Genomic DNA, 20,304 nt, shown 5'->3' on the forward strand with positions numbered 1-20,304 from the left:
AAAGTTAGCAATTAAGCATTTCTGTTACGAAAACGCTCAATTAATGCATTAGTTGAGCTATCACCATCTAAAGCAATTGAGCTGTCTTCTAACTTAGCTAAAACGTCATTACCTAACACTTTACCTAATTCAACACCCCATTGGTCAAATGAGTTAATACCCCAGATAATGCCTTGTACAAAAACTTTATGCTCGTACATCGCAATTAACTGACCTAAAGCACGCGGTGTTAATTTTTCCATTAAAATCGTATTGCTTGGTTTGTTACCTTCAAATACTTTTTGTGGTGCTACTTTTTCAATTTCAGCGTCAGTTAAACCTTTGCCAGCAAATTCAGCTTTAACTTGCTCAACTGTTTTACCTTGCATTAAGGCCTGAGTTTGACCAAAACAGTTAGACGCTAACATCGCGTGGTGGTTAGTCATTTCGTGCTGTGAATGCAATGGCATAATAAAATCAGCAGGAATTAATACTGTACCTTGGTGAATTAACTGGTGGAAAGCGTGTTGGCCGTTTGTGCCTTCACCACCCCAAATAACTGGGCCAGTTGCATAATCTAAATAATCACCGGTTGGTGTTGCAGATTTACCGTTAGATTCCATATCTAACTGCTGTACGTATGCTGGGAAGCCACGTAAGTAGTGATCGTATGGTAATAAAACATGGCTTTGAGCACCAAAAAAGTTGATGTACCAAACACCTAATACACCTAATAATGCAGGCACGTTTTCTTCTAAAGGTGCGGTTAAAAAGTGCTGGTCCATGTCATAAGCACCGTCGATTAAAGCTTCAAAGTTATCAAAGCCTAATGCTAATGCAATTGGTAAACCGATTGCTGACCATAATGAGTAACGACCGCCAACCCAGTCCCACATTGGGAAGATATTGGCTTCGTCCATACCAAACTCAGTCGCAGCTTTAATGTTTGAAGATACACACATAAAGTGTTGAGCGATATCTTCAAATTTACCGCCGTTATTTAAGAACCAGTCTTTCGCAGTTAATGTATTTTTTAATGTTTCCTGAGTACCAAAAGACTTAGAAGACATTAAAACTAACGTAGTTTCAATTGGTAACTTAGCTAATACATCATGGATGTGAGAACCATCAACGTTAGCAACAAAATGTACATTTAAACCTTCAACTTTATAAGGCTTTAATGCTTCGGTCATGATCTTAGGACCTAAGAAAGAACCACCAATACCAATTGCTAATACGTCAGTGAATTTTTTACCTGTGTAACCAGTGCGAACACCGTTATGCACTTCTTCAACAAACGCTTTCATTTTAGCCAATGTTGCGCGCACTTCCGGCATTACATCAACACCGTCAACTAATACTTCTTTGTCTGACTTGTTACGTAAAGCTGTGTGTAATACAGCACGGTTTTCTGACGTATTAATACGTGCGCCATTAAACATGCCATCACGTTTTTCTTCAACTTTAGCTTCACGGGCTAAATCTAATAATAATGCTTTAGTTTCATCTGTGATGCGGTTTTTAGAATAATCTAATTCGATACCACAAGCTTTAGCAGAAAACTTGTTAAAACGCTCAGGATCTTGCGCAAACAAATCGCGCATGTGTAAATTTTTAGCTTGCTCAAAATGAGCTTGCAAAGCTTGATAACTTTTTAATTGGGTAAATAAAGCCATGTTTAAACTCGTAAAAATGATGTGCTATGAACAAATAAGGCGGTTAAAACCGCCTTATTTCCGAAATAGACTTTAAAAATTAAAGTTTAGCGCGAAGCATGTCTTCCAATTTGTTTTGGTCAACAGCGAAGTTACGAATACCTTCAGCTAATTTTTCAGTTGCCATTGCATCTTGGTTGTGTTCCCAACGGAACTCTTCTTCAGTCATACGAGCTGGACGCTCTTTAGTTTCGCCTTCGTAAGCTAATTTAACTGGTAATTCACCTTCAACTGCTTCTAACTCTTCTAATAAGTTAGGACCAATTGTTAAACGGTCACAACCTGCTAACTCAGTAATTTCGTCGATGTTACGGAAGCTTGCACCCATAACAACTGTTTCATAGCCGTGCTCTTTATAGTAGTTGTAAATGTTTGTTACAGAAACAACACCTGGATCTTCAGATGGTGCATAGCTGTCTTTACCTTCAGCTTTTTTGTACCAGTCTAAAATACGGCCAACAAACGGAGAAATTAAGTACGCACCTGCTTCAGCACACGCACGCGCTTGAGCAAATGAGAACAATAAAGTTAAGTTACAGTTGATACCTTCTTGCTCAAGAATTTCAGCAGCTTGGATACCTTCCCAAGTAGAAGCTAATTTGATTAATACACGCTCGTTAGAGATACCCGCTTCGTTGTAAAGCTTCATTAATTTACGCGCTTTAGCTAATGAACCTTCCTTATCGAAAGATAAGCGTGCATCAACTTCTGTAGAGATACGGCCTGGGACGATTTTTAAAATCTCTAAACCGATGTTAACTGCTAATTTATCACCAGCATCAATAATTTGTTGTTCAACATCATCAGATTGAGTTTTCGCCCAAGCAATCGCTTCGTCGATATATTTTACATATTCAGGAATTTGAGCAGCTTTTAATAACAAGCTAGGGTTTGTAGTTGCATCTTGAGGTTGGAATTTTTTAATTGCTTCAATGTCGCCAGTATCAGCAACAACTGTGGTTACTTTACGTAAATTTTCCAGCTTAGTAGTCATGTATAACTATCCTATAGGTTTCAATTGTTTTAACAAAACATCAGAAATTTAACCAAAACCGGCTGATTTAGCCAGCTTTGAGACGATAAAAATCGATTAATTCGATTATACAGAATTCGTATGTAGAGCGCTATTCATCATATATATATCAGATATATTGGGGATGAAAACCTGATTTGCAAGCACGCTCGGTAAAAATCCCATCACAGCTTGCCATTTTCGCGCTTTCTTGCGCGCGATTATAACATAAAAAAGCCCTGAGATTAGAAATTTATCTTTAGCCTAACCGATTAAAATGTCAGTTTTCTTAAATCTGGCAAATATCCTAAACAAGGTGGCGGCCACCGTCTAACTTCAAGGTTCGCCCTGTCATATATTCACTGGCCAGAATAAATTCAACGGCTTTGACCATCTCCTGAATACCCGGCTCAATACCTAACGCTGATTTTTGTAAAGTTTTTGCCCGGTACTCGGCAGAGTCGGTTTCGTTAAATACAATCAACGAAGGAGCAATGGTATTTACTTTAATATTGGGTGCATATTTTTTTGCAAAAGAAAGCGTTAGATTAGCCAGCGCGGCTTTGCTTGCCAGATAAGCAATATGCTTATCACTTCCCTTCTCCACCGCATAATCCGTGATATGAATAATGTCGCCAAGTTGATGATTTAAAAATAAATCAGCTAAGGCTAAATTGATTTGATAAGGCGCTTGCACATGCACTTGCATCATTTTATTCATTAGCTCACTGGGCGCAATTTTATCCGACTCAGCACACCAGTCACTGGCATTATGAATAATGGCCCTAATGCTACTCACTTTTTGTTTTATTTGGCGAATAAAATCATCTATGCCTGTTTGAGTGGCAAAATCAGCCTGAATACAACAAATTCCATGTTGCTGTAAAGTTTTAACACCTTGTTTGTCTGAGCGGTAAGTTACCACCAAGTTTTCACCTGCTTGTTTTAATGCAAGTGCGGTGGCCAAACCAACACGCTGCGCCCCACCTGTAATAATAATTGTATTTTGCAACTTCACTTTACTCCAAATAAACCCCAATCACGGATACAAGCTTGAGTATATGAACTATCCTAAAGTAGCTTGCCTAAAATATTCAAGGTGAAATCCAATGGGTGAAAATGATTTTTTACATATCACAACTCAACAATCCGACAACCCAACCGGTAAAGGCTATTGGAAAGTATTAGTGATTGATGATGATAAATTTATTCATCAGGTGACTTTACTGGTTCTCAAAAATTTGTTGATCGAGAATAAAAACATTCGATTATACAGTGCTTATTCGGCACAACAAGCCAAACAAATCCTCAGCCAACATAAAGACATAGCACTGGCTTTTATTGATGTGGTAATGGAAACACACGATGCCGGATTAACCCTAATCCGCTGGATAAGAGAAACGCTAAACAATCATTCAATCAGAATTATTTTGCGTACAGGCCAAGACAGCCATACCTTAGAAGAATACGCCATTAAAACTTACGACATCAATGATTACAAAGACAAAGCGGAATTGACCGCCAATAAACTCATCTCAACCACTTATACCGCCATTCGCTCTTATCGGGACATTATTAACCTTGAAAACCAGCTTACCCAATTAAATGTTTTAATAAAAAGTGCAGCAAACGATTGTTTATCAGAGTCTGCACATGAATTTTCTAATCATACCTTTATTCAATTAATCGATTTATTAACAATATCTAACGATGCACTGCATGTGCTCAAATTGGAGCCGTCTATCGTATCGCAACAGGAACAATTTCAAATATTAGGTCAACAAGGTGAGTTTACTCAGTTAAACGCGTTAAAAGATTTACCGCCACAAGTTTATGCGCTTATTTGCCGTTCGTTTAAACAGAAAAAAACACTTTCCCACCAAAATTACCAAATTATTTTTTCTGCCCAAAGTGAATATAGCCAGTCTGTTTTTGTTTTAAAAGATCCGATAAAACTGACTCAATTTCAACTCAGCAGTTTAAACTTATACTTGGTAAATATGGCGCTGAACTTTGAAAATATTAGCTTTAAATTACAGATGGAAGCTGCACAAATAGAGCTAATCAGAGTATTAAGTGATGCAATTGAAACTCGTAGCCCTTGTGCTGGAGAACACGGTAAAAAAGTTGCGCTATTCAGCCAAAAAATAGCGGAGCTTTTTGGCTGCGAACAAAAAATTTGTTCGGCTATTGCTTATGCTGCGCCATTGCACGATATAGGTAAAATTATGGTGCCCGAATCTATTTTAAATAAGCCAGCAAAATTAGACCAAAATGAGTGGCAAATTGTTAAACAACATAGCAGCGCTGGCGCTAACCTGCTCGCCCATTCCCAATACCCATTAACTCAAACCGCAGTAAAAATAGCACAGGCTCACCACGAAAGCTGGGACGGAACAGGTTACCCCAAAGGATTAAGTGCAGATGAAATTCCGCTAGAGGCACGCATTGTATGCTTAGCCGACGTTTTATCTGTTTTGGCAGAACCAAGCTGCTATCGCCAAGCTTGGCCAATGGATAAAATCAAAGACTATGTCACAGAACAAAGTGGGAAAAAATTTGACCCGACACTCGCTAAGCTAGTTATTCAAAACTTTGATACTTTTAAACAAATTCAAACTCAGTTAAGTGCTAGTTAGCGGCACAGCATCATTATCTTAATCGAAACTTATAACCTAGAAATAAAAGCTAGCGCCAGATAAAAACAAAAAACGGCAATTCAATGCCGTTTTTTGAGTTGATGTTACGCGTATGCGTTTTTATGCATTATCAGCTTGAGCTGAATTATGCACATTATGGTGTTTTCCTTTAGTTAAAAAGTATAACCCGGCAAAACACACAATTAATACCATAGGGAAATACATGATATTGGATAATGTAACCTGACCGGCTACAATTTCAGCCTGCGCACCAATGGCTCCAGCTTGTTCTGCTGCAACTCGGCCTTCATCAATCCAATTACCAATCACCGGATTCCACATACTCACCGAAAACATACCAGCACCGCCCATTAATGACATGCCAAGTGCGCCTGTTTTTGGCGTGTATTCACTAATAAAGCCTATCATAGTTGGCCAGAAATAAGTCACCCCAAGCGCAAATACAATGGCTGCAACATAAATTAACCCACCAGCCGCAATACTTAATAAGTAAATCCCCAGCGTTGAAATAATCGCAGACGTTAATAATACTCCAACCGGATTAAGCGCATGTACCAGTGGGCCTGCAAAAAAGCGCCCTAATGCCATAACACCGGTTGTCATTGCTAAAATAAGCATTGGATTAGCTTCGGTTGAGCCTAAAATACGATCAATCCACTGCTGAGGCCCAAACTCTGTGATAGCTGTTAATGTCATACAAAAAATCATAAACAAAAACAAAGGCGTAAATAAAGCTTTGATATTTTCAGGGGTTGAAGTTTCCACCTCATCATCTTTAGGAAAGGTTTGACCAAACATCAACCAACCATAAATTAAGGTAGGTAAAATCATCACCGCAATTTGAGATTGCCAGCCTAAATCTAATCCGGTCATAAAGTTAGAGGTAATCGCCCCAATCACAATCCCGCCCGGGAACCAAACATGGAACTTATTAAGCATGGTGGTTTTGTTGTTTTTATACATTTCGGCAATTAATGGATTTGCACCAGCCTCAACTGAACCGTTAGCAAACCCAACAAAAAAGCTGGATAAAAGTAACAGTACAAAACCATCTGCCATCATAGTTAACACTAAACCTAATAAATGACAGAAAAATGCTAAAAACATCAGTTTTTTCGCACCTAAAAAGTTATATAACAAACCGCCGACCATCATAGCGACTGGAAAGCCTAAAAATGCCATGCCGTTAATCCAGCCTAATTGAGTATCGGTTAACCCAAAGTCAGTCCCCAACTGGCCTAAAATACCTGCTCGTATTGCAAATGTCATCGCGGTGACAATAAGCGCAACACAACAAGCCAAGAAGATTCTTGATTGATTGATATTATTCATTTTATTTTTCTCTTGTTAGTGTTTTTAAAATTGTTGAATTTACTTTAAAAAAGCAGTGGTTGCTCACCACTGCTTAATCACTAGTTTAGACCTAAAACTTTTTTATTAAAGTTTTCATCAATTCCGGCAGCGGCAAAATCATCAAATGCTTTTTCAGTTACATTAATGATATGTTTAGCAATAAACGGCGCACCTTCTGCCGCGCCTGTTTCAGGATGTTTAAGGCAACATTCCCATTCAAGTACCGCCCAACCAGCAAAATCGTATTTTGCCATGCGGCTGAAAATACCATTAAAATCAACCTGACCATCACCTAAAGAGCGGAAACGTCCCGGTCTGTCGACCCAACCTTGATACCCGCCATAAACACCGGCTCTACCATTTGGTACAAATTCAGCATCTTTAACATGAAAAGCTTTGATTCTGTCATGATAAATATCAATAAACTCAAGGTAATCAAGTTGCTGTAACACAAAGTGACTTGGATCATACAAAATATTCGCGCGAGGATGGTTATCTACTGCCGCTAAAAAGCGTTCAAAGGTAATGCCATCGTGTAAATCTTCACCCGGATGCAACTCATAACAAACATCACAACCAGCTTCATCAAAGGCATCTAAAATCGGTAACCAACGTTTAGCTAGCTCAGCAAAACCTGTTTCAACTAATCCAGCCGGACGCTGCGGCCAAGGGTAAACCGTATGCCATAACAATGCGCCAGAAAAAGTCGCATGTGCAGTTAACCCTAAATTTTTACTGGCTTTAGCGGCAAACATCATTTGCTGTGTAGCCCATTCAGTTCTTGCTGTTGGATTACCGTGATATTCAGCCGGTGCAAATCCGTCAAACAGATCGTTATAAGCCGGATGGCAAGCAACTAACTGTCCCTGCAAATGTGTTGATAATTCTGTAATTTCAAGACCGTGTTCGGCTACAATTGACTGCACCTGCTGGCAATAATCTAAATCGGTTGCTGCTTTTTCTAAATCAAATAAACGTTTATCCCAAGACGGGATCTGAATGCCTTTATAACCTAAACTGGCAACCCATTCACAAATATTTGGCAGCGTATTAAACGGCGCTTCATCACCGGCAAACTGAGCTAAAAATATAGCCGGCCCTTTTAATGTTTTCATAATTTTGTCCTCTTAAAATTTAAGCTATTAATCGGTAAGCAGCGGTTTAATATCAAACCATTTTGTTTCGGTATTACTGCTGTCAACAAAAGACTGCACAATCGCCATCCCACGAACGCCATCGTCAATAGATGGAAAATCATATACTCTAGGATCAATTGACTTACCCTGAGCAAAATCTCCCACGGCCACAGCAAAGTTTTTATAAATATTGGCAAAAGCCTCTAAATAACCTTCTGGATGCCCTGCCGGAGTGCGGGTTGAATCAAGCGCATTTTGGGAGTTAACCAAACCAGTTCGTAAAATTTGCATTGCACCCGATAACGGTTTAACCATTAAACTGTTTGGTTCTTGCTGACGCCATTCAAGTCCGGCTTTTTCACCATAAATACGAATGGTTAAATTATTTTCTTCACCGGCAGAGATTTGGCTAGCTTGTAAAGTCCCTTTAACGCCATCTTGCATTTTGAGTAAAACAATGCCGTCATCATCTAATCTGCGGCCTTCAACAAAAGTAGATAACTCAGCACAAACATGCGTGATTTGTTTACCGCAAATATATTCAGCTAAATGCGCTGCATGGCTACCAATATCGCCCATGCAACCAGAAATACCGGAGCGCGCCGGATCGGTACGCCAGCTTGCCTGTTTATTATCTGCACTTTCCTGCTCAGATAACCAACCCTGAATATACTCAACCATTACCTTACGCACTTGGCCAATTTCACCATTGGCAACCATTTGTTGAGCATGTTTAACCAGTGGGTAACCCGAATATGTATGTGTTAATCCGTATAATAATCCGGTTTGTTCAACAATTTTTTTCAGTGATTTAACTTCATCTAAATTCAAAGTTGCCGGCTTATCTGATAACACATGAAATCCAGCTTCTAATGCCGCTTTTGCAACCGGATAATGCATGTGGTTTGGCGTTACAATAGCAACAAACTGCATACGCTGATCTGCCGGTAATTGAGCTTCCTGCTCAAACATAGTTTGGTAATCCCCATAAACCCGGTCTTGAGGTAAAAATAAGGCTTGGCCGGATGCTTTGGATTTTTCGGCATTGCTGGCAAATGCGCCACAGACTAATTCAATTTGACCATCAATATTAGCAGCGATTCTATGAACTGCGCCGATGAAAGCCCCTTGGCCGCCACCAACCATTCCCATTCTAATTTTGCTCATTTAATTCTCCAGTCTGTATTTGATGCTTAAAGTATCATTTGATCTTGGTTGAAATTCTGTAATAATTCAGTCTAATTTTATAACTAAATCAGCAAATGTAACTTAAAAGACAATAAAAGGTTTCTTTTTTAACATTTAAGATAAGTATATGGCAAATAAAATAGAGATGCTGGCATTTTATCAGCAAAACCAACTAGACAGACCCAGTCAGCTTTTTGATACTTTAAGTGATTGTTTCTATTTTGCTAAAAATTTAAAAGGTCAGTTTGTATACGCCAATCAATTATTTTTAGAACATTTTCAATTTAATCATTTAACCCAAATTTTAGGTAAAACCGATTTAGATATTTTACCCAAAAGCATTGGCGAAAAAATTCAGCAGGATGATCAGCATATCATGCAAACCGGTCAGGCAATTGCCAATATTGTTGAGCTAATCCCCGGCAACTCAAGCAAAATGCGTTGGCATGTAACCACAAAATCACCTTTAATTAACCGCTTAGGTGAAACAGTTGGGATTGAAGGCATTACCCGAGATTTATCGTTAGCCGATAAACAATTGGAGCCTTATAGCCAATTTAAAGATACCGTAGGCTATATTCAGCAAAATTTCAGTGAAAATATTGATATTGGAATTTTGGCAAAACAACTACACATGTCAATTAGTACATTTGAGCGCCAGTTCAAAGCTCGTTTCGCTTGTTCTCCCAGCCAATTTATCAAAAAAACACGAATTGCCGCGGCCTGTAAATTATTACGTGAGGGGCAAAATATTAGCTTAACCGCAACTCAATGCGGATTTTGTGACCAAAGTTATTTTACTAAAGAATTTAAATCTTTAATGGGTCTCACCCCTAAACAATTCCAAAAAAGCCTTGAAGTCACCACTCATAAAATTGATTTTATAAAATAAAGTTAACTAATTTTGAGTTTAAGTTCGTTTGCTAATGTTGAGGTTAAGTATATAAGCCAGACTTATTCAGTCTGGCTTATTAATTTTAAGTTAATGCAGGTTCAACAATTTTTTTAGTCGAATTAAAGCTTTGTATTGGCATACAGCCTTTGTATTCCGGTGGAAGTTGAGGATCAGGGTGCACATAACTGAACTGTTCCGGTAATTTATCCAGTTTATGTTTTAAATCAACTAACACAGCATCTTCAGCGGTTTCACTCGGGCTGATAAAAATCCCCATTCGGTAGCATAGACGGCCTAATCGCAAACTACTTGAATAACGAATAATGGGCGCTGCAATCACTAAACCAAATAATACAGGTGTCATCCACCAGAAAAAAACCGGTGCATAATAATAGGTTATTCCACCCCATACAGCAGCAATTAAAGTCGCCATTAAAGTATAATTAAATGCCTCTTTCCAAGGCACCATTCGCCCTTCTCTGGCTTGCGCATCCCAGCTCACTTTACGGCCAATAAATACGCATACAACAAAATAAGCGTGAAAAACCATCATCATAGGCGCAATTACAATGGCAAATATAGTTTCGATAACAAAACCAAAAATGAGCTTAAACACACCACCAAACTCAGCTCTGCGATGCACCAAGGCAATAATTAACCCCATTACTTTGGGTAATAATAATAAACCAGAGGTTAAAAATAACAGGGAGTAAATTAACTCGGTTTTGGCGATTTTCCAAGTTGGGAATAATTGATAAGCCTGCTCAAAAAATACATTACTGGTTAATGCTCTGGCAACCGCATCAATTGAGCTTAAAAGCAGCATAGATAACCAAATTAAAGACGAAATATAAGCCACAGCACCTAATAAAAAGTGAAACTTATTCATCCATTTAAGTTTTTTAGCCGGTAATAATGCAAGGTGTTGAATATTACCTTGTACCCAACGGCGATCACGCACTGCATAATCTAAGATATTACTTGGCACTTCTTCATAACTGCCCTCTAAATCGGCCAGTAAAATCACCTGCCAGCCTGAACGGTATAACAACGCCGCTTCAACAAAATCGTGACTTAAAATTTCTCCGCCAAAAGCCCCTTTACCCGTTAACTCCGGCAAACCACAATTTTGCATAAAAGCTTTGGTACGAATAATCGCATTATGACCCCAGTAATTTGCACCATCGGTTTGCCAAAACGCTAAACCAGTTGCTAACATCGGGCTATATAACTGCGCAGCAAATTGTAAAAAACGGCCAAAAAAGGTTTGTTGCCGCACAGGGATAGGAACCGTCTGAATCAAACCCGCCTGAGGGTTTTGCTCCATCGCATTTACTAAATTCAGCATACATTCGCCAGTCATCACACTGTCGGCATCCAGCACTATCATGTGTTCATATTGGCTGCCCCAACGTTCACAAAAATCGGTTAGGTTACCCACTTTTCGAGATTTATTATCGCTGCGGCGACGGTAAAAAACATGCTCAGATAATTCGCCTAAGCGTTCACATAAACCACCCCATGCATTACGTTCTGCGGTAGCAATTGTGCTGTCTTGTGTATCACTTAACAAATAAAAATCAAAGTTATGCAGTTTATTTAATTGTGCTAATGAGCGAATACAAGCTTCAAAGCCGCCAATAACTCGTTTAGTATCTTCATTATAAATCGGCATAACCACTGCCGTTTTATGTTTGCTAGACACCGCCATCGGGTTAAAATTTGGTTTAACTTGGCGTTTTAAAGTTAATGGGTCTAATTTAAACAACTGTAAAATAAAACCCAGTGCCCCGCTCCAAAATGCACTAACAATCCAGCTAAAAGTAATGCCAAATAATACCAACAGCGTAAACTCTAATCCGGTTGTGCCATTTGAACTTAAAATATCAAACATAATCCAGATGCCGTAAACAGCTGTAGCAATCACTAAGCTAACAAATAAGAGCTTTCTGGCTAATTTGAAGCGTATTTGTCCGCCGACTTGCTCGGCAATTTTATTATGATGCGTCATTGGTATACCAAACATAGTTCCATACCTCGCTGATTTGTTGATCTCTTAATTTAAGTGATAAGCGCATATCAATCACAGGTTTATCTTTTGGTGAAATTTTAAAACTGACACGCCAGCCTTGATTCTCCGGCAATTTAGTCACAGTTAAATCTTCAAAAGACCCACCCGATAAAGCTAAATCTGCGTTTAACGGTAATTTTTCAGATAAGTTTTCTAAGTCGCCACCTTTAAAATCAACAATAAACTGACGTTTAGATTTAGGTGGCGGATTATTTTCACCCGGCAAAGCCGCCCAGCCATTACGGGTTCGGATAGCCTGAGCTTGTTGGTGTTGCATTAAACTAGAATCAAAAGTGCTTAAAGTGTAACTAAAGTTTCGAGTTTGACCCGCTTTGAGTTTTTGATCCGACACCCAGTAGCTCACTATATTGTCATTGGTTTCAGTATTAGTTGGAATTTCAACTAGCTCAATTCGACCGTCTCCCCAATCATTATCTGGCTCAATCCAAATACTTGGGCGCTTACCATAATGCGCTTCAGCATCTAAATAATGGTTAAAATCTCTATCCCGCTGCAATAAGCCAAACCCTTTAGGATTAGTGTATACAAATGAAGTTACTCGTAATTCTTTAGGATTAGTTAATGGTCTCCAAGTCCATTGACCATCACTTGCCTGCATTAATAAACCATCCGAATCATGCACTTCAGGTCTAAAGTCATCCACAAACCGATTTGTATTTTCGCCGTGATGGAACATGCTGGTCAGTGGCGCAATACCCAATTTTTGAATATCCTGGCGGGCAAATAAACGCGCTTCGACTTTGAGTTTAGTAGTCGCCGCAGCTTGTAAATTAAAACGATAAGCGCCAGCTACAGATGGGCTGTCCAATAATGCATAAATCACTAAATTGCTTTGATTTTCTTTGGGTTTTACCAACCAGAACTGTTTAAAAGTTGGAAACTCTTCACCTGATGCAGCCGCAGTATCAATCGCTAAACCTCGTGCAGATAAGCCATAAATTTGATTAGGTCCAACTAATCTAAAATAAGAAGCGCCCTGGAAAACAGCCACTTCATCTTTATATTCCTGTGTATTGAGCGGGAAATGCACTCGAAAACCTGCATGGCCTAACTGAGTTGCACCTAATTGCTCTTTTATTAGCTTTTCAAGCGGGGCTGCGGTTTGTTCGTATCGGTATGCGTCTGGACTAAATGGAATTTTAGTCGCATCACCCTGCTCATTTACCGTTTCAATCGTAACAGGTTGTTTATATAAAAAGCCTGGATGAAAAAATTGAACTTCAAATAAACTTTGATTACGCCAAAGCGCATTTTCTGCTTTAAACCGGATAGCTCGATAAGCTTGATAATCAATATCTGTTAGCGCTTGCAACTCAATAGGTTTTGCTTCTTGATAAGGTTTTTCTGCAAGTGCTTTAGCTCTTGCACTCACCATATCAAATAAAATACTTTCTGGAGTTTTAGCCTGAAAATTTTCAGTATTGGCATAACTCGTATTTGTGAAAACCAAACCAGATAAACAAGCTACTGAGAATAATTGTTTACGCAAATGAACTGGGGTAATTTTTTTTATGACGTGATTAAACATGATGACCTCCTTGACCTGATTCAATTCACCTATGAAGCTCCCTTGCTACTGGCGAATCATTCCACTTTGCCTGATAAACTGGCTACATAGGTTGATATTTTGGCTTACCTATATCTAACTGCAAAACTTGCTGACAATCTAGTGATTTTATAGCTTGCTTTGTCAGATTGTTAACTCGGTAACAATTTCAATTTTTTAAATAAAATGAGTGAACTTACCTTGGCTTTAATTTAAAACTGAGCTAACTCAAAATTCGAGTTAGCTCTTACTCTTATGTTATTTAATTAAAAGGTATACGATAGAGAAATACCGGCATAATCAACCTCGGTATCTAAATCGTCAATTTCCGCAAAAATACCGATTTCATCTCGCTCAAACTCTAAATCAAAACGGGTATATTCAAGATTTAAGTCCCAACTTTCTGTTAAAGCAAATGAAGCGCCAACACCATAAAATAAGTCCTGACCGTCGACATCTTCACTATCGTTGGTATTACTTAAATCCGACTGCCACCAGAGCTGGCCACCTTTTGCATACAAAGTAATTCTTTCATGCAACGGAATACCCGCTTTTAATGCCAATGTATAACCATCTACTGATGAGTTAAAAACATCATTACCGTATTCACCAAAATCAATATAACCACCTTCTATCGATAAAATTTGGTTAAACTGCAGACCAGCAAATACATTGACTGCATTGTCTTCATCATCAAACTCATCATCACCTTTAACTTTTAACAAGCCATAACCAGCGCCCACATACAAACCATTATGATCAACACCTGTTGAGGAATCGGCATGAGCCAAACCAGATAATAATAAAGATGAACCGGCAAACATTGTCATTAAATACTGTTTTTTCATTTTAAAAATCTCCATTTTCAGTTTGAAGCACCTAAAATCGTTCACTTTAGGTTACAGTAGCAATAACAATAAATGTGCCAAAAAATAAATATCAAATAAAAACAATAAACTACAACACTTTTGGTTGATTGTTTTTGACGTGTTAATTTTTTTGAAATGTAATTTTGGCTGACGTTAAATGAAAAAATTACATTGTTGAAATCACAGAAATTATTCGGTTTCTATCCGAGTGCTTTAATTAAATAATGTTCAGAAGAATCAATCCAGACCTGAGATTAATAGCGCATATCCGGAGGAATTGGTAATTTACTAGGGCTAAATTGCTTAGGCCGTTTTTTAGCTTTACCTTTTTTATAATCTTTAAGCGCAAATACATAAGCTAATACTTGTGCAACCGCGGCAAACAGCTTTTCGGGGACTTCGTGTTCAAACTCGGTGGTGTGATAAATAGCACGGGCTAACATAGGCGCGGTTAAAATAGGCACTTCATGCGCTTCGGCAATTTTACGAATATGCAGCGCCATTTCATCCACCCCTTTAGCCACTAAAGTCGGCGCTCGGTTACCATTAGGGTCGTATTTTAATGCAACCGCAAAATGAGTCGGGTTAGTCACAACTACATCAGCCTTAGGCACCTCTTGCATCATCCTACGCTGAAAAGCCTGAAACATAGCTTTTCTAATCCGCCCTTTTACTATCGGATCACCCTCAGCATTTTTATGCTCATCTTTGACTTCTTGTTTGGTCATTTTAAGCTGTTCATTATTCTGATGAAGCTGATACGGTACATCAATCACAGTAACAATAATGAGCGAACTACTTAAAATTAAAAATACCCAAATTAGAATTTCTAACGCTTTAAATAAGCCCTGCGGCATAGCATCAACATTAATGTGTAATAACTCTTCATAAAATAAGTTAAAACACAGATAAGCCGTGCCAATTATGACTGCAACTTTGGCGATAGACTTAACCAGCTCAACCAGTCCCTGAACCCCAAAAATTCGTTTAAAACCATTAATCGGATTCATTTTGCTCCACTTAGGCGCCATCGCTTGAGTGGAAAAATTGTAGCCACCCAAAGCAATATTGCCGATTACAGCAAATACGACTAGTACGGCAATTAAAGCAATTGAAGGCCAAGCCACCTCGTACAACAGACTTTCCATCTGTACAAACATACGCGACATATCAAAAGCATCTTCACGCTCTAACTTAAATCCTTCCTGAAATATAGCAAATAAAGCAGTTGCCAAATAATGGCCATATAATAAAAAACCTAAGCCGCCGCCAACCAATACCATCATAGTACCCAGTTCACGGGAACGCGGAAGCTGCCCTTTTTTTCGGGCGTCTTCCAGTTTTTTGGAGGTGGGGTCTTCCGTGCGACCGTCGTCTTCTGCTGCCATAATTTACGCCTTTAACAACCTAAAATATCACACATTAAATATGCTGCATCTTGCCAAATCGTATCAAAATGCAGCATAAAGACAGACAAACTAATCCAAACGACAATTAAACCCGTAATTTGAGTCACCGGAAAACCAATAGAAAAAATATTAAGCTGAGGCGCTGCTCGGGTCATAATACCAAAGGTAAAGTTCACCATTAACATCGCGGTAATTGGGGTTAGCGCTAAAGTAATTGTCGCTAAAAATAGCCATTTACCCCACTCAACCACTTTATAAATTTGTTCAACAGACAACCATGTCCCAACCGGCATAGCTTCAAAGCTGAGCGCGATCATTTTGATCATCGTTAAATGGCCATCAACCGCCCAAAAAACTAAGGTAGCCAGAATGACATAAAACTGACCAATTGCCGCAGTATTAATGCCGTTAACCGGATCGACTAAAGTCGCAAAACCTAAACCCGTTTGTACTGCAATTGCCTGACCTGCCATGACAAAAGTATTTAGAAAAATTTGAGAGATAAAACCAATTGCAACACCGATTAAAATTTGCTGAATAACCAGCAAAAATCCAGTTAACGAAAACAGCTCAATAAAACCGGGAGATGGGATAGTAGGCGCGACCAAAAAAGCTATCATTAAAGCCAATAAAGCTTTGACTTTAGTTGAGACACTTCTGCCGCTAAAACCTATCATTGCAAATAAAAGTGCAGAAATACGAACAAAAGGCAACATTAAATCGGCCAACCATTGCATGATTAATGTTGTAGAAAACTCCATCTAGCCAACCACTTGCTGTACACGCATAAACATATCTATGGTGTATTCCATCATCTTATTTATGCCCCAATGGCCACCATAAATAATCGCCGCCAAAGTGACTAATAAACGAGGTAAAAAGCTTAATGTTTGCTCATTAATAGAGGTTGCAGCCTGAAATACGGCGACAATCAAGCCGACTATCATGCTCGGAACAATCACTAAACTAACCAGCAAAATCACCATGAACATGGCTTCTTGCAAAATATCAACAAAGACTTCTGGTTGCATAAAACGCCTCTTTGTTAGATCAAGTTAAGTGCCGACACCAAAGCTGGTTGCCAGCGTGCCCATAGTTAAATTCCAGCCATCTACTAAGACAAATAACATAAGTTTAAACGGCAAAGATACCATCATCGGCGATAACATCATCATACCCATAGCCATTAATACAGAAGCAACCACTAAGTCCAAAATCAAAAACGGAATAAATAACATAAAACCAATTTGAAACGCAGTTTTTAACTCACTGGTGACAAATGCTGGAATTAAAACCCGCATTGGCACATCTTCCGGCCCGTTTAAGTTTTCATAACCGGCAATTTCAGCAAAAGTAGCAATATCTTTAACCCGAGTTTGCTGAAGCATAAATGCTTTCATTGGCTCTTGGGCTTTAGTAAAAGCTTGCTGAATGGTTATTTCTTCAGCAATGTAAGGTTGCAAAGCTTCATCATTAATTTGTTCCAGCACTGGGCTCATAATAAAAAATGTTAAAAATAGTGCGATACCAACTAACACCTGATTTGGCGGAGATGACTGTAAACCAATTGCTTGTCTTAAAATACCTAATACAATAATAATCCGAGTAAACGAAGTCATCATAATCACAATGGCTGGCAAAAAGCTCAGCATTGTCATTAAAGCTAAAACTTGCAGGGTAATGGTGTAATTCTGCCCGCCGTCTGGATTATCCGTTATGGTTAATGCCGGTAATCCGGGTTCAGCAATTGCAATCGAGCTGAAAAAAAGAGAACTGAATAGCAGTCCACCTAAAAAAATCCAAATCGGGCTGAATTTACGCATAATTTAATCGTTCTTATTATCTTTTTGTTGAGGCTGCATAAACTTACTCAAAGTGTGTTTAAAATCCTGCTGCGGCATTTTAATGGGTTCATCCAGTTCTTTAATCAATTGGATAGACTGTGCTGTCACCCCAATCAACAACTGTTGTTTACCAACTTCGACTATCATCATTTTTTCGCGGCCAGATAAAGGCAATACAGACAACACCTTCATGCCGGGGGATTTTAGCTGCATAAAATTTGTTTTTTTAGCTAATCCAGCCAATAAATAAATTAACCCCAGCATAACGACTAAACCGACTAGCAAAGTAGGTATAGTACCCGCGATATTTGGCGTAGACGACTCTACTGCTCCCTGCTGAGCATAAACTAATGAACTAAAATTAAATAGCGATAAACTGGCAGCGATGGCAAAAATTTTCATTACTTAAGCTTTTTAATCCGCTCAATTTGGCTAATAACATCCGTTAGGCGAATACCAAATTTATCGTTTACTACAACAACTTCTCCATGGGCAATTAAAGTGCCATTAACCAATACATCTAAAGGTTCACCAGCAACCCGATCTAACTCAACCACGGATCCCTGATTTAACTGTAATAAATTACGGATACTGATTTTACTCCGGCCAACTTCCATCGAAATAGTCACCGGAATATCTAAAATTGTATCGAGTTTGCGTTTTTCTTCTGCGCTAATGGGTGCTGCGTTTTCGCTTAACTCTTCTAACTCTGCAACCTGAGCTTCACCTTTTTCGGCAGCTTCGGCTTGTGCTTCTGATTCGGCTTGCTCGGCCATTGCCGCTGCCCAATCATCCATTTCATCTGTCATAATTTACTCTCTGTTTGATACTAAGAATCAAAATCTTCTAGCTCGCGAAGCTCTGCTTCTGCGTCAATTCGTCGGCCACCACGTGTAACCATCTGTAACTCAGATTTAACTGACTGTGGCCGTTTAATTTTTTCAGTAATTTGTACTGCGATATTATCTTGAGAACGACCCATTTTGGCTCGGTAAGTCGGCAAGTCTTCTACAAATACAGTTAAGGTTTCTGGCATTTCAACCGGAATCACATCACCCGCCTGTAGCTCCATAATTTCGGCTAATGTTAGTTCAAAGTCTAACAATTTAGCAGCAACATCCACCTGAACATCCATAATTTCATCGCGTAGAGCTTTACTCCAGCGTAAATCTGTATCTTCTTTATCGCTTTGCACACCCGCATCTAATAATTCACGGATAGGCTCTAACATTGAATAAGGTAAACAAATGTGGAAATCGCCGCCACCGCCATCCAGTTCAATATGAAAAGAGCTGATAACAACAACTTCTGTCGGGCTAACAATATTCGCCATTGCTGGGTTAACTTCTGAATCCAGATACTCAAAAGAAACATCCATTACCGGCGCCCAAGCTTCTTTATAATCTTCAAATACCAGCTTTAACAACATTTGAATGATTCGGCGTTCAGTTGGGGTAAATTCACGACCTTCAATTTTTGCGTGGTAACGCCCGTCACCACCAAAAAAGTTATCCACCAGAATAAACACTAATCTGGCTTCCATGGTAATAAGCGCTGTGCCTTTGAGTGGACGAAAACGCACCATATTTAAACTGGTCGGCACAAATAAAGTATGTACATATTCGCCAAACTTAATCATTTGTACGCCATTAATCGACACCTCTGCGGTGCGGCGCATCATGTTAAATAAGCTGATCCGCATGTGTCTGGCAAAACGTTCGTTTACAATTTCAAGCGTTGGCATTCGCCCGCGAACAATTCTGTCCTGAGACGAAAAATCATATTCTGACGCGCTAGCAACACCGCTACCGGGTGTGCCGGCACTTTCATCTATGTCTTCTTCTTCAACGTCGTCAACACCATGTAAGAGCGCGTCAATTTCGTCTTGGGATAATAAATCACTCATAGGTTTTCAATCACTATTGCATTACAAAACCAGTAAACAGCACTTTTTCAATCACGGTTCTACCGGTAATGCTTAGCATTTCATCCTGAACTGCTTTTAAAGAGTCATTTTTTAATGCTTCTTTACCTGCAGTTGTACCTAATTGATCTGCACTTGCCCCACTAAATATACGCAATAAAGTCCCTTCAATTAATGGAATATGTTTTTTAGTCGTTTCTTCATTTTGTGCGCCGCGAACCAATAGCTGAACTTTAATTTGAACTAACCTATCCCGTTGACTGCCCGGTACATTAAATACAAAAGGACGTGGCATAGCGACATATAATGCAGAGCCCATCTGTACATCACCAGCTGTCGCACCATTTGCCGGATTCGCTTCGTCTAAACTCTCGATTGTGGCTGGTGCAGGTTCTGCTGAGTCTCCCGACAGTAAAAAGTATCCACCAGCAGCTAATAATAAAACGACAATAACCCCAATAATAATGAATAGTTTGCCTTTCCCGGCTGGTTTTTCTTCTACTTGTAATTCTTCTGGTTGCGCTGCCATAGCAAACTCCACACTAATACTTGAATATAACTGTCAATTTATCCGATTAAGACAATTCAAACGGCTAATTAATTTTATTCTTGAGTATAACAGTAAAACCTGAAATCGGGTTTTAATATGTAAATTAATTGCTTAAAATGCAATCAGTTATAC

At 39.0% G+C, this 20,304-nt stretch carries 19 protein-coding genes; 2 read left to right on the plus strand and 17 right to left on the minus strand.

Annotation, left to right across the window (positions count from 1 at the left end; translation table 11 throughout):
• Positions 1-11: 11 nt before the first annotated feature.
• The 3 genes from pgi to folM all read right to left on the minus strand — a co-directional run bounded on the left by pgi (position 12) and on the right by folM (position 3,718).
• Positions 12-1,655 (minus strand): glucose-6-phosphate isomerase, encoded by a 1,644-nt coding sequence (gene pgi / locus N7931_RS03515; RefSeq protein ID WP_262791967.1) that lies wholly within the window; start codon positions 1,653-1,655, stop codon positions 12-14.
• A gap of 79 nt (positions 1,656-1,734) precedes the next feature.
• Entirely contained in the window at positions 1,735-2,688 is a 954-nt protein-coding gene (gene tal, locus N7931_RS03520; protein WP_262791969.1) for a transaldolase, read from the minus strand.
• A 325-nt stretch (positions 2,689-3,013) separates the two neighbouring features.
• Complete coding sequence (gene folM / locus N7931_RS03525) at positions 3,014-3,718, minus strand: dihydromonapterin reductase (protein ID WP_262791972.1); 705 nt, start codon at positions 3,716-3,718, stop codon at positions 3,014-3,016.
• A gap of 97 nt (positions 3,719-3,815) precedes the next feature.
• Here folM and N7931_RS03530 point away from each other — a divergent pair, with 97 nt between their 5' ends.
• Entirely contained in the window at positions 3,816-5,345 is a 1,530-nt protein-coding gene (locus N7931_RS03530; protein WP_262791974.1) for an HD domain-containing phosphohydrolase, read from the plus strand.
• A gap of 120 nt (positions 5,346-5,465) precedes the next feature.
• On the opposite strand, the gene N7931_RS03535 is transcribed toward N7931_RS03530, so the two are convergent.
• From N7931_RS03535 to N7931_RS03545, 3 genes are all read right to left on the minus strand, one after another.
• Positions 5,466-6,698, minus strand: coding sequence for an MFS transporter (locus N7931_RS03535; protein ID WP_262791976.1), 1,233 nt, complete (start codon positions 6,696-6,698; stop codon positions 5,466-5,468).
• 80 nt (positions 6,699-6,778) lie between these two features.
• Positions 6,779-7,834, minus strand: coding sequence for a sugar phosphate isomerase/epimerase family protein (locus N7931_RS03540; RefSeq protein WP_262791977.1), 1,056 nt, complete (start codon positions 7,832-7,834; stop codon positions 6,779-6,781).
• A gap of 27 nt (positions 7,835-7,861) precedes the next feature.
• The gene (locus N7931_RS03545; RefSeq protein ID WP_262791979.1) at positions 7,862-9,022 is read right to left on the minus strand and encodes a Gfo/Idh/MocA family protein; all 1,161 of its coding nucleotides are present in this window, start codon (positions 9,020-9,022) and stop codon (positions 7,862-7,864) included.
• Between the two features lie 148 nt (positions 9,023-9,170).
• Between N7931_RS03545 and N7931_RS03550 the strand changes: the two genes are divergently transcribed.
• Positions 9,171-9,935 (plus strand): AraC family transcriptional regulator, encoded by a 765-nt coding sequence (locus N7931_RS03550; RefSeq protein WP_262791980.1) that lies wholly within the window; start codon positions 9,171-9,173, stop codon positions 9,933-9,935.
• An 85-nt stretch (positions 9,936-10,020) separates the two neighbouring features.
• Here N7931_RS03550 and mdoH read toward each other — a convergent pair whose 3' ends face one another.
• The 11 genes from mdoH to fliL form a co-directional block, all read right to left on the minus strand.
• Entirely contained in the window at positions 10,021-11,964 is a 1,944-nt protein-coding gene (mdoH, locus tag N7931_RS03555; RefSeq protein WP_262791982.1) for a glucans biosynthesis glucosyltransferase MdoH, read from the minus strand.
• Complete coding sequence (locus tag N7931_RS03560; protein ID WP_262791984.1) at positions 11,936-13,558, minus strand: glucan biosynthesis protein; 1,623 nt, start codon at positions 13,556-13,558, stop codon at positions 11,936-11,938. Before N7931_RS03560 ends, mdoH begins: the two co-directional genes overlap by 29 nt.
• 284 nt (positions 13,559-13,842) lie before the next feature.
• Positions 13,843-14,424: a porin family protein gene (locus N7931_RS03565; protein ID WP_262791985.1), complete on the minus strand. Its 582-nt coding sequence runs from the start codon at positions 14,422-14,424 to the stop codon at positions 13,843-13,845.
• 275 nt (positions 14,425-14,699) lie between these two features.
• Complete coding sequence (flhB, locus tag N7931_RS03570) at positions 14,700-15,833, minus strand: flagellar biosynthesis protein FlhB (RefSeq protein ID WP_262791986.1); 1,134 nt, start codon at positions 15,831-15,833, stop codon at positions 14,700-14,702.
• A gap of 11 nt (positions 15,834-15,844) precedes the next feature.
• Positions 15,845-16,615 (minus strand): flagellar biosynthetic protein FliR, encoded by a 771-nt coding sequence (gene fliR / locus N7931_RS03575; protein ID WP_262791987.1) that lies wholly within the window; start codon positions 16,613-16,615, stop codon positions 15,845-15,847.
• Positions 16,616-16,885: a flagellar biosynthesis protein FliQ gene (gene fliQ, locus N7931_RS03580; RefSeq protein ID WP_262791988.1), complete on the minus strand. Its 270-nt coding sequence runs from the start codon at positions 16,883-16,885 to the stop codon at positions 16,616-16,618.
• 24 nt (positions 16,886-16,909) lie between these two features.
• Positions 16,910-17,677: a flagellar type III secretion system pore protein FliP gene (gene fliP / locus N7931_RS03585; RefSeq protein ID WP_262791990.1), complete on the minus strand. Its 768-nt coding sequence runs from the start codon at positions 17,675-17,677 to the stop codon at positions 16,910-16,912.
• A gap of 3 nt (positions 17,678-17,680) precedes the next feature.
• A complete protein-coding gene (gene fliO, locus N7931_RS03590; RefSeq protein ID WP_262791991.1) occupies positions 17,681-18,100 on the minus strand; it encodes a flagellar biosynthetic protein FliO in 420 nt (139 codons plus the stop codon).
• The gene (gene fliN, locus N7931_RS03595; protein WP_262791992.1) at positions 18,100-18,507 is read right to left on the minus strand and encodes a flagellar motor switch protein FliN; all 408 of its coding nucleotides are present in this window, start codon (positions 18,505-18,507) and stop codon (positions 18,100-18,102) included. Before fliN ends, fliO begins: the two co-directional genes overlap by 1 nt.
• 20 nt (positions 18,508-18,527) lie before the next feature.
• Positions 18,528-19,604 (minus strand): flagellar motor switch protein FliM, encoded by a 1,077-nt coding sequence (gene fliM / locus N7931_RS03600; RefSeq protein WP_262791993.1) that lies wholly within the window; start codon positions 19,602-19,604, stop codon positions 18,528-18,530.
• 13 nt (positions 19,605-19,617) lie between these two features.
• On the minus strand, positions 19,618-20,151 hold the full coding sequence (fliL, locus tag N7931_RS03605) for a flagellar basal body-associated protein FliL (protein WP_262791994.1): 534 nt from the start codon (positions 20,149-20,151) through the stop codon (positions 19,618-19,620).
• Between the last annotated feature and the right edge of the window lie 153 nt (positions 20,152-20,304).

The sequence above is a fragment of the Catenovulum sp. 2E275 genome (genome assembly GCF_025515275.1).
Lineage (GTDB): Bacteria > Pseudomonadota > Gammaproteobacteria > Enterobacterales > Alteromonadaceae > Catenovulum.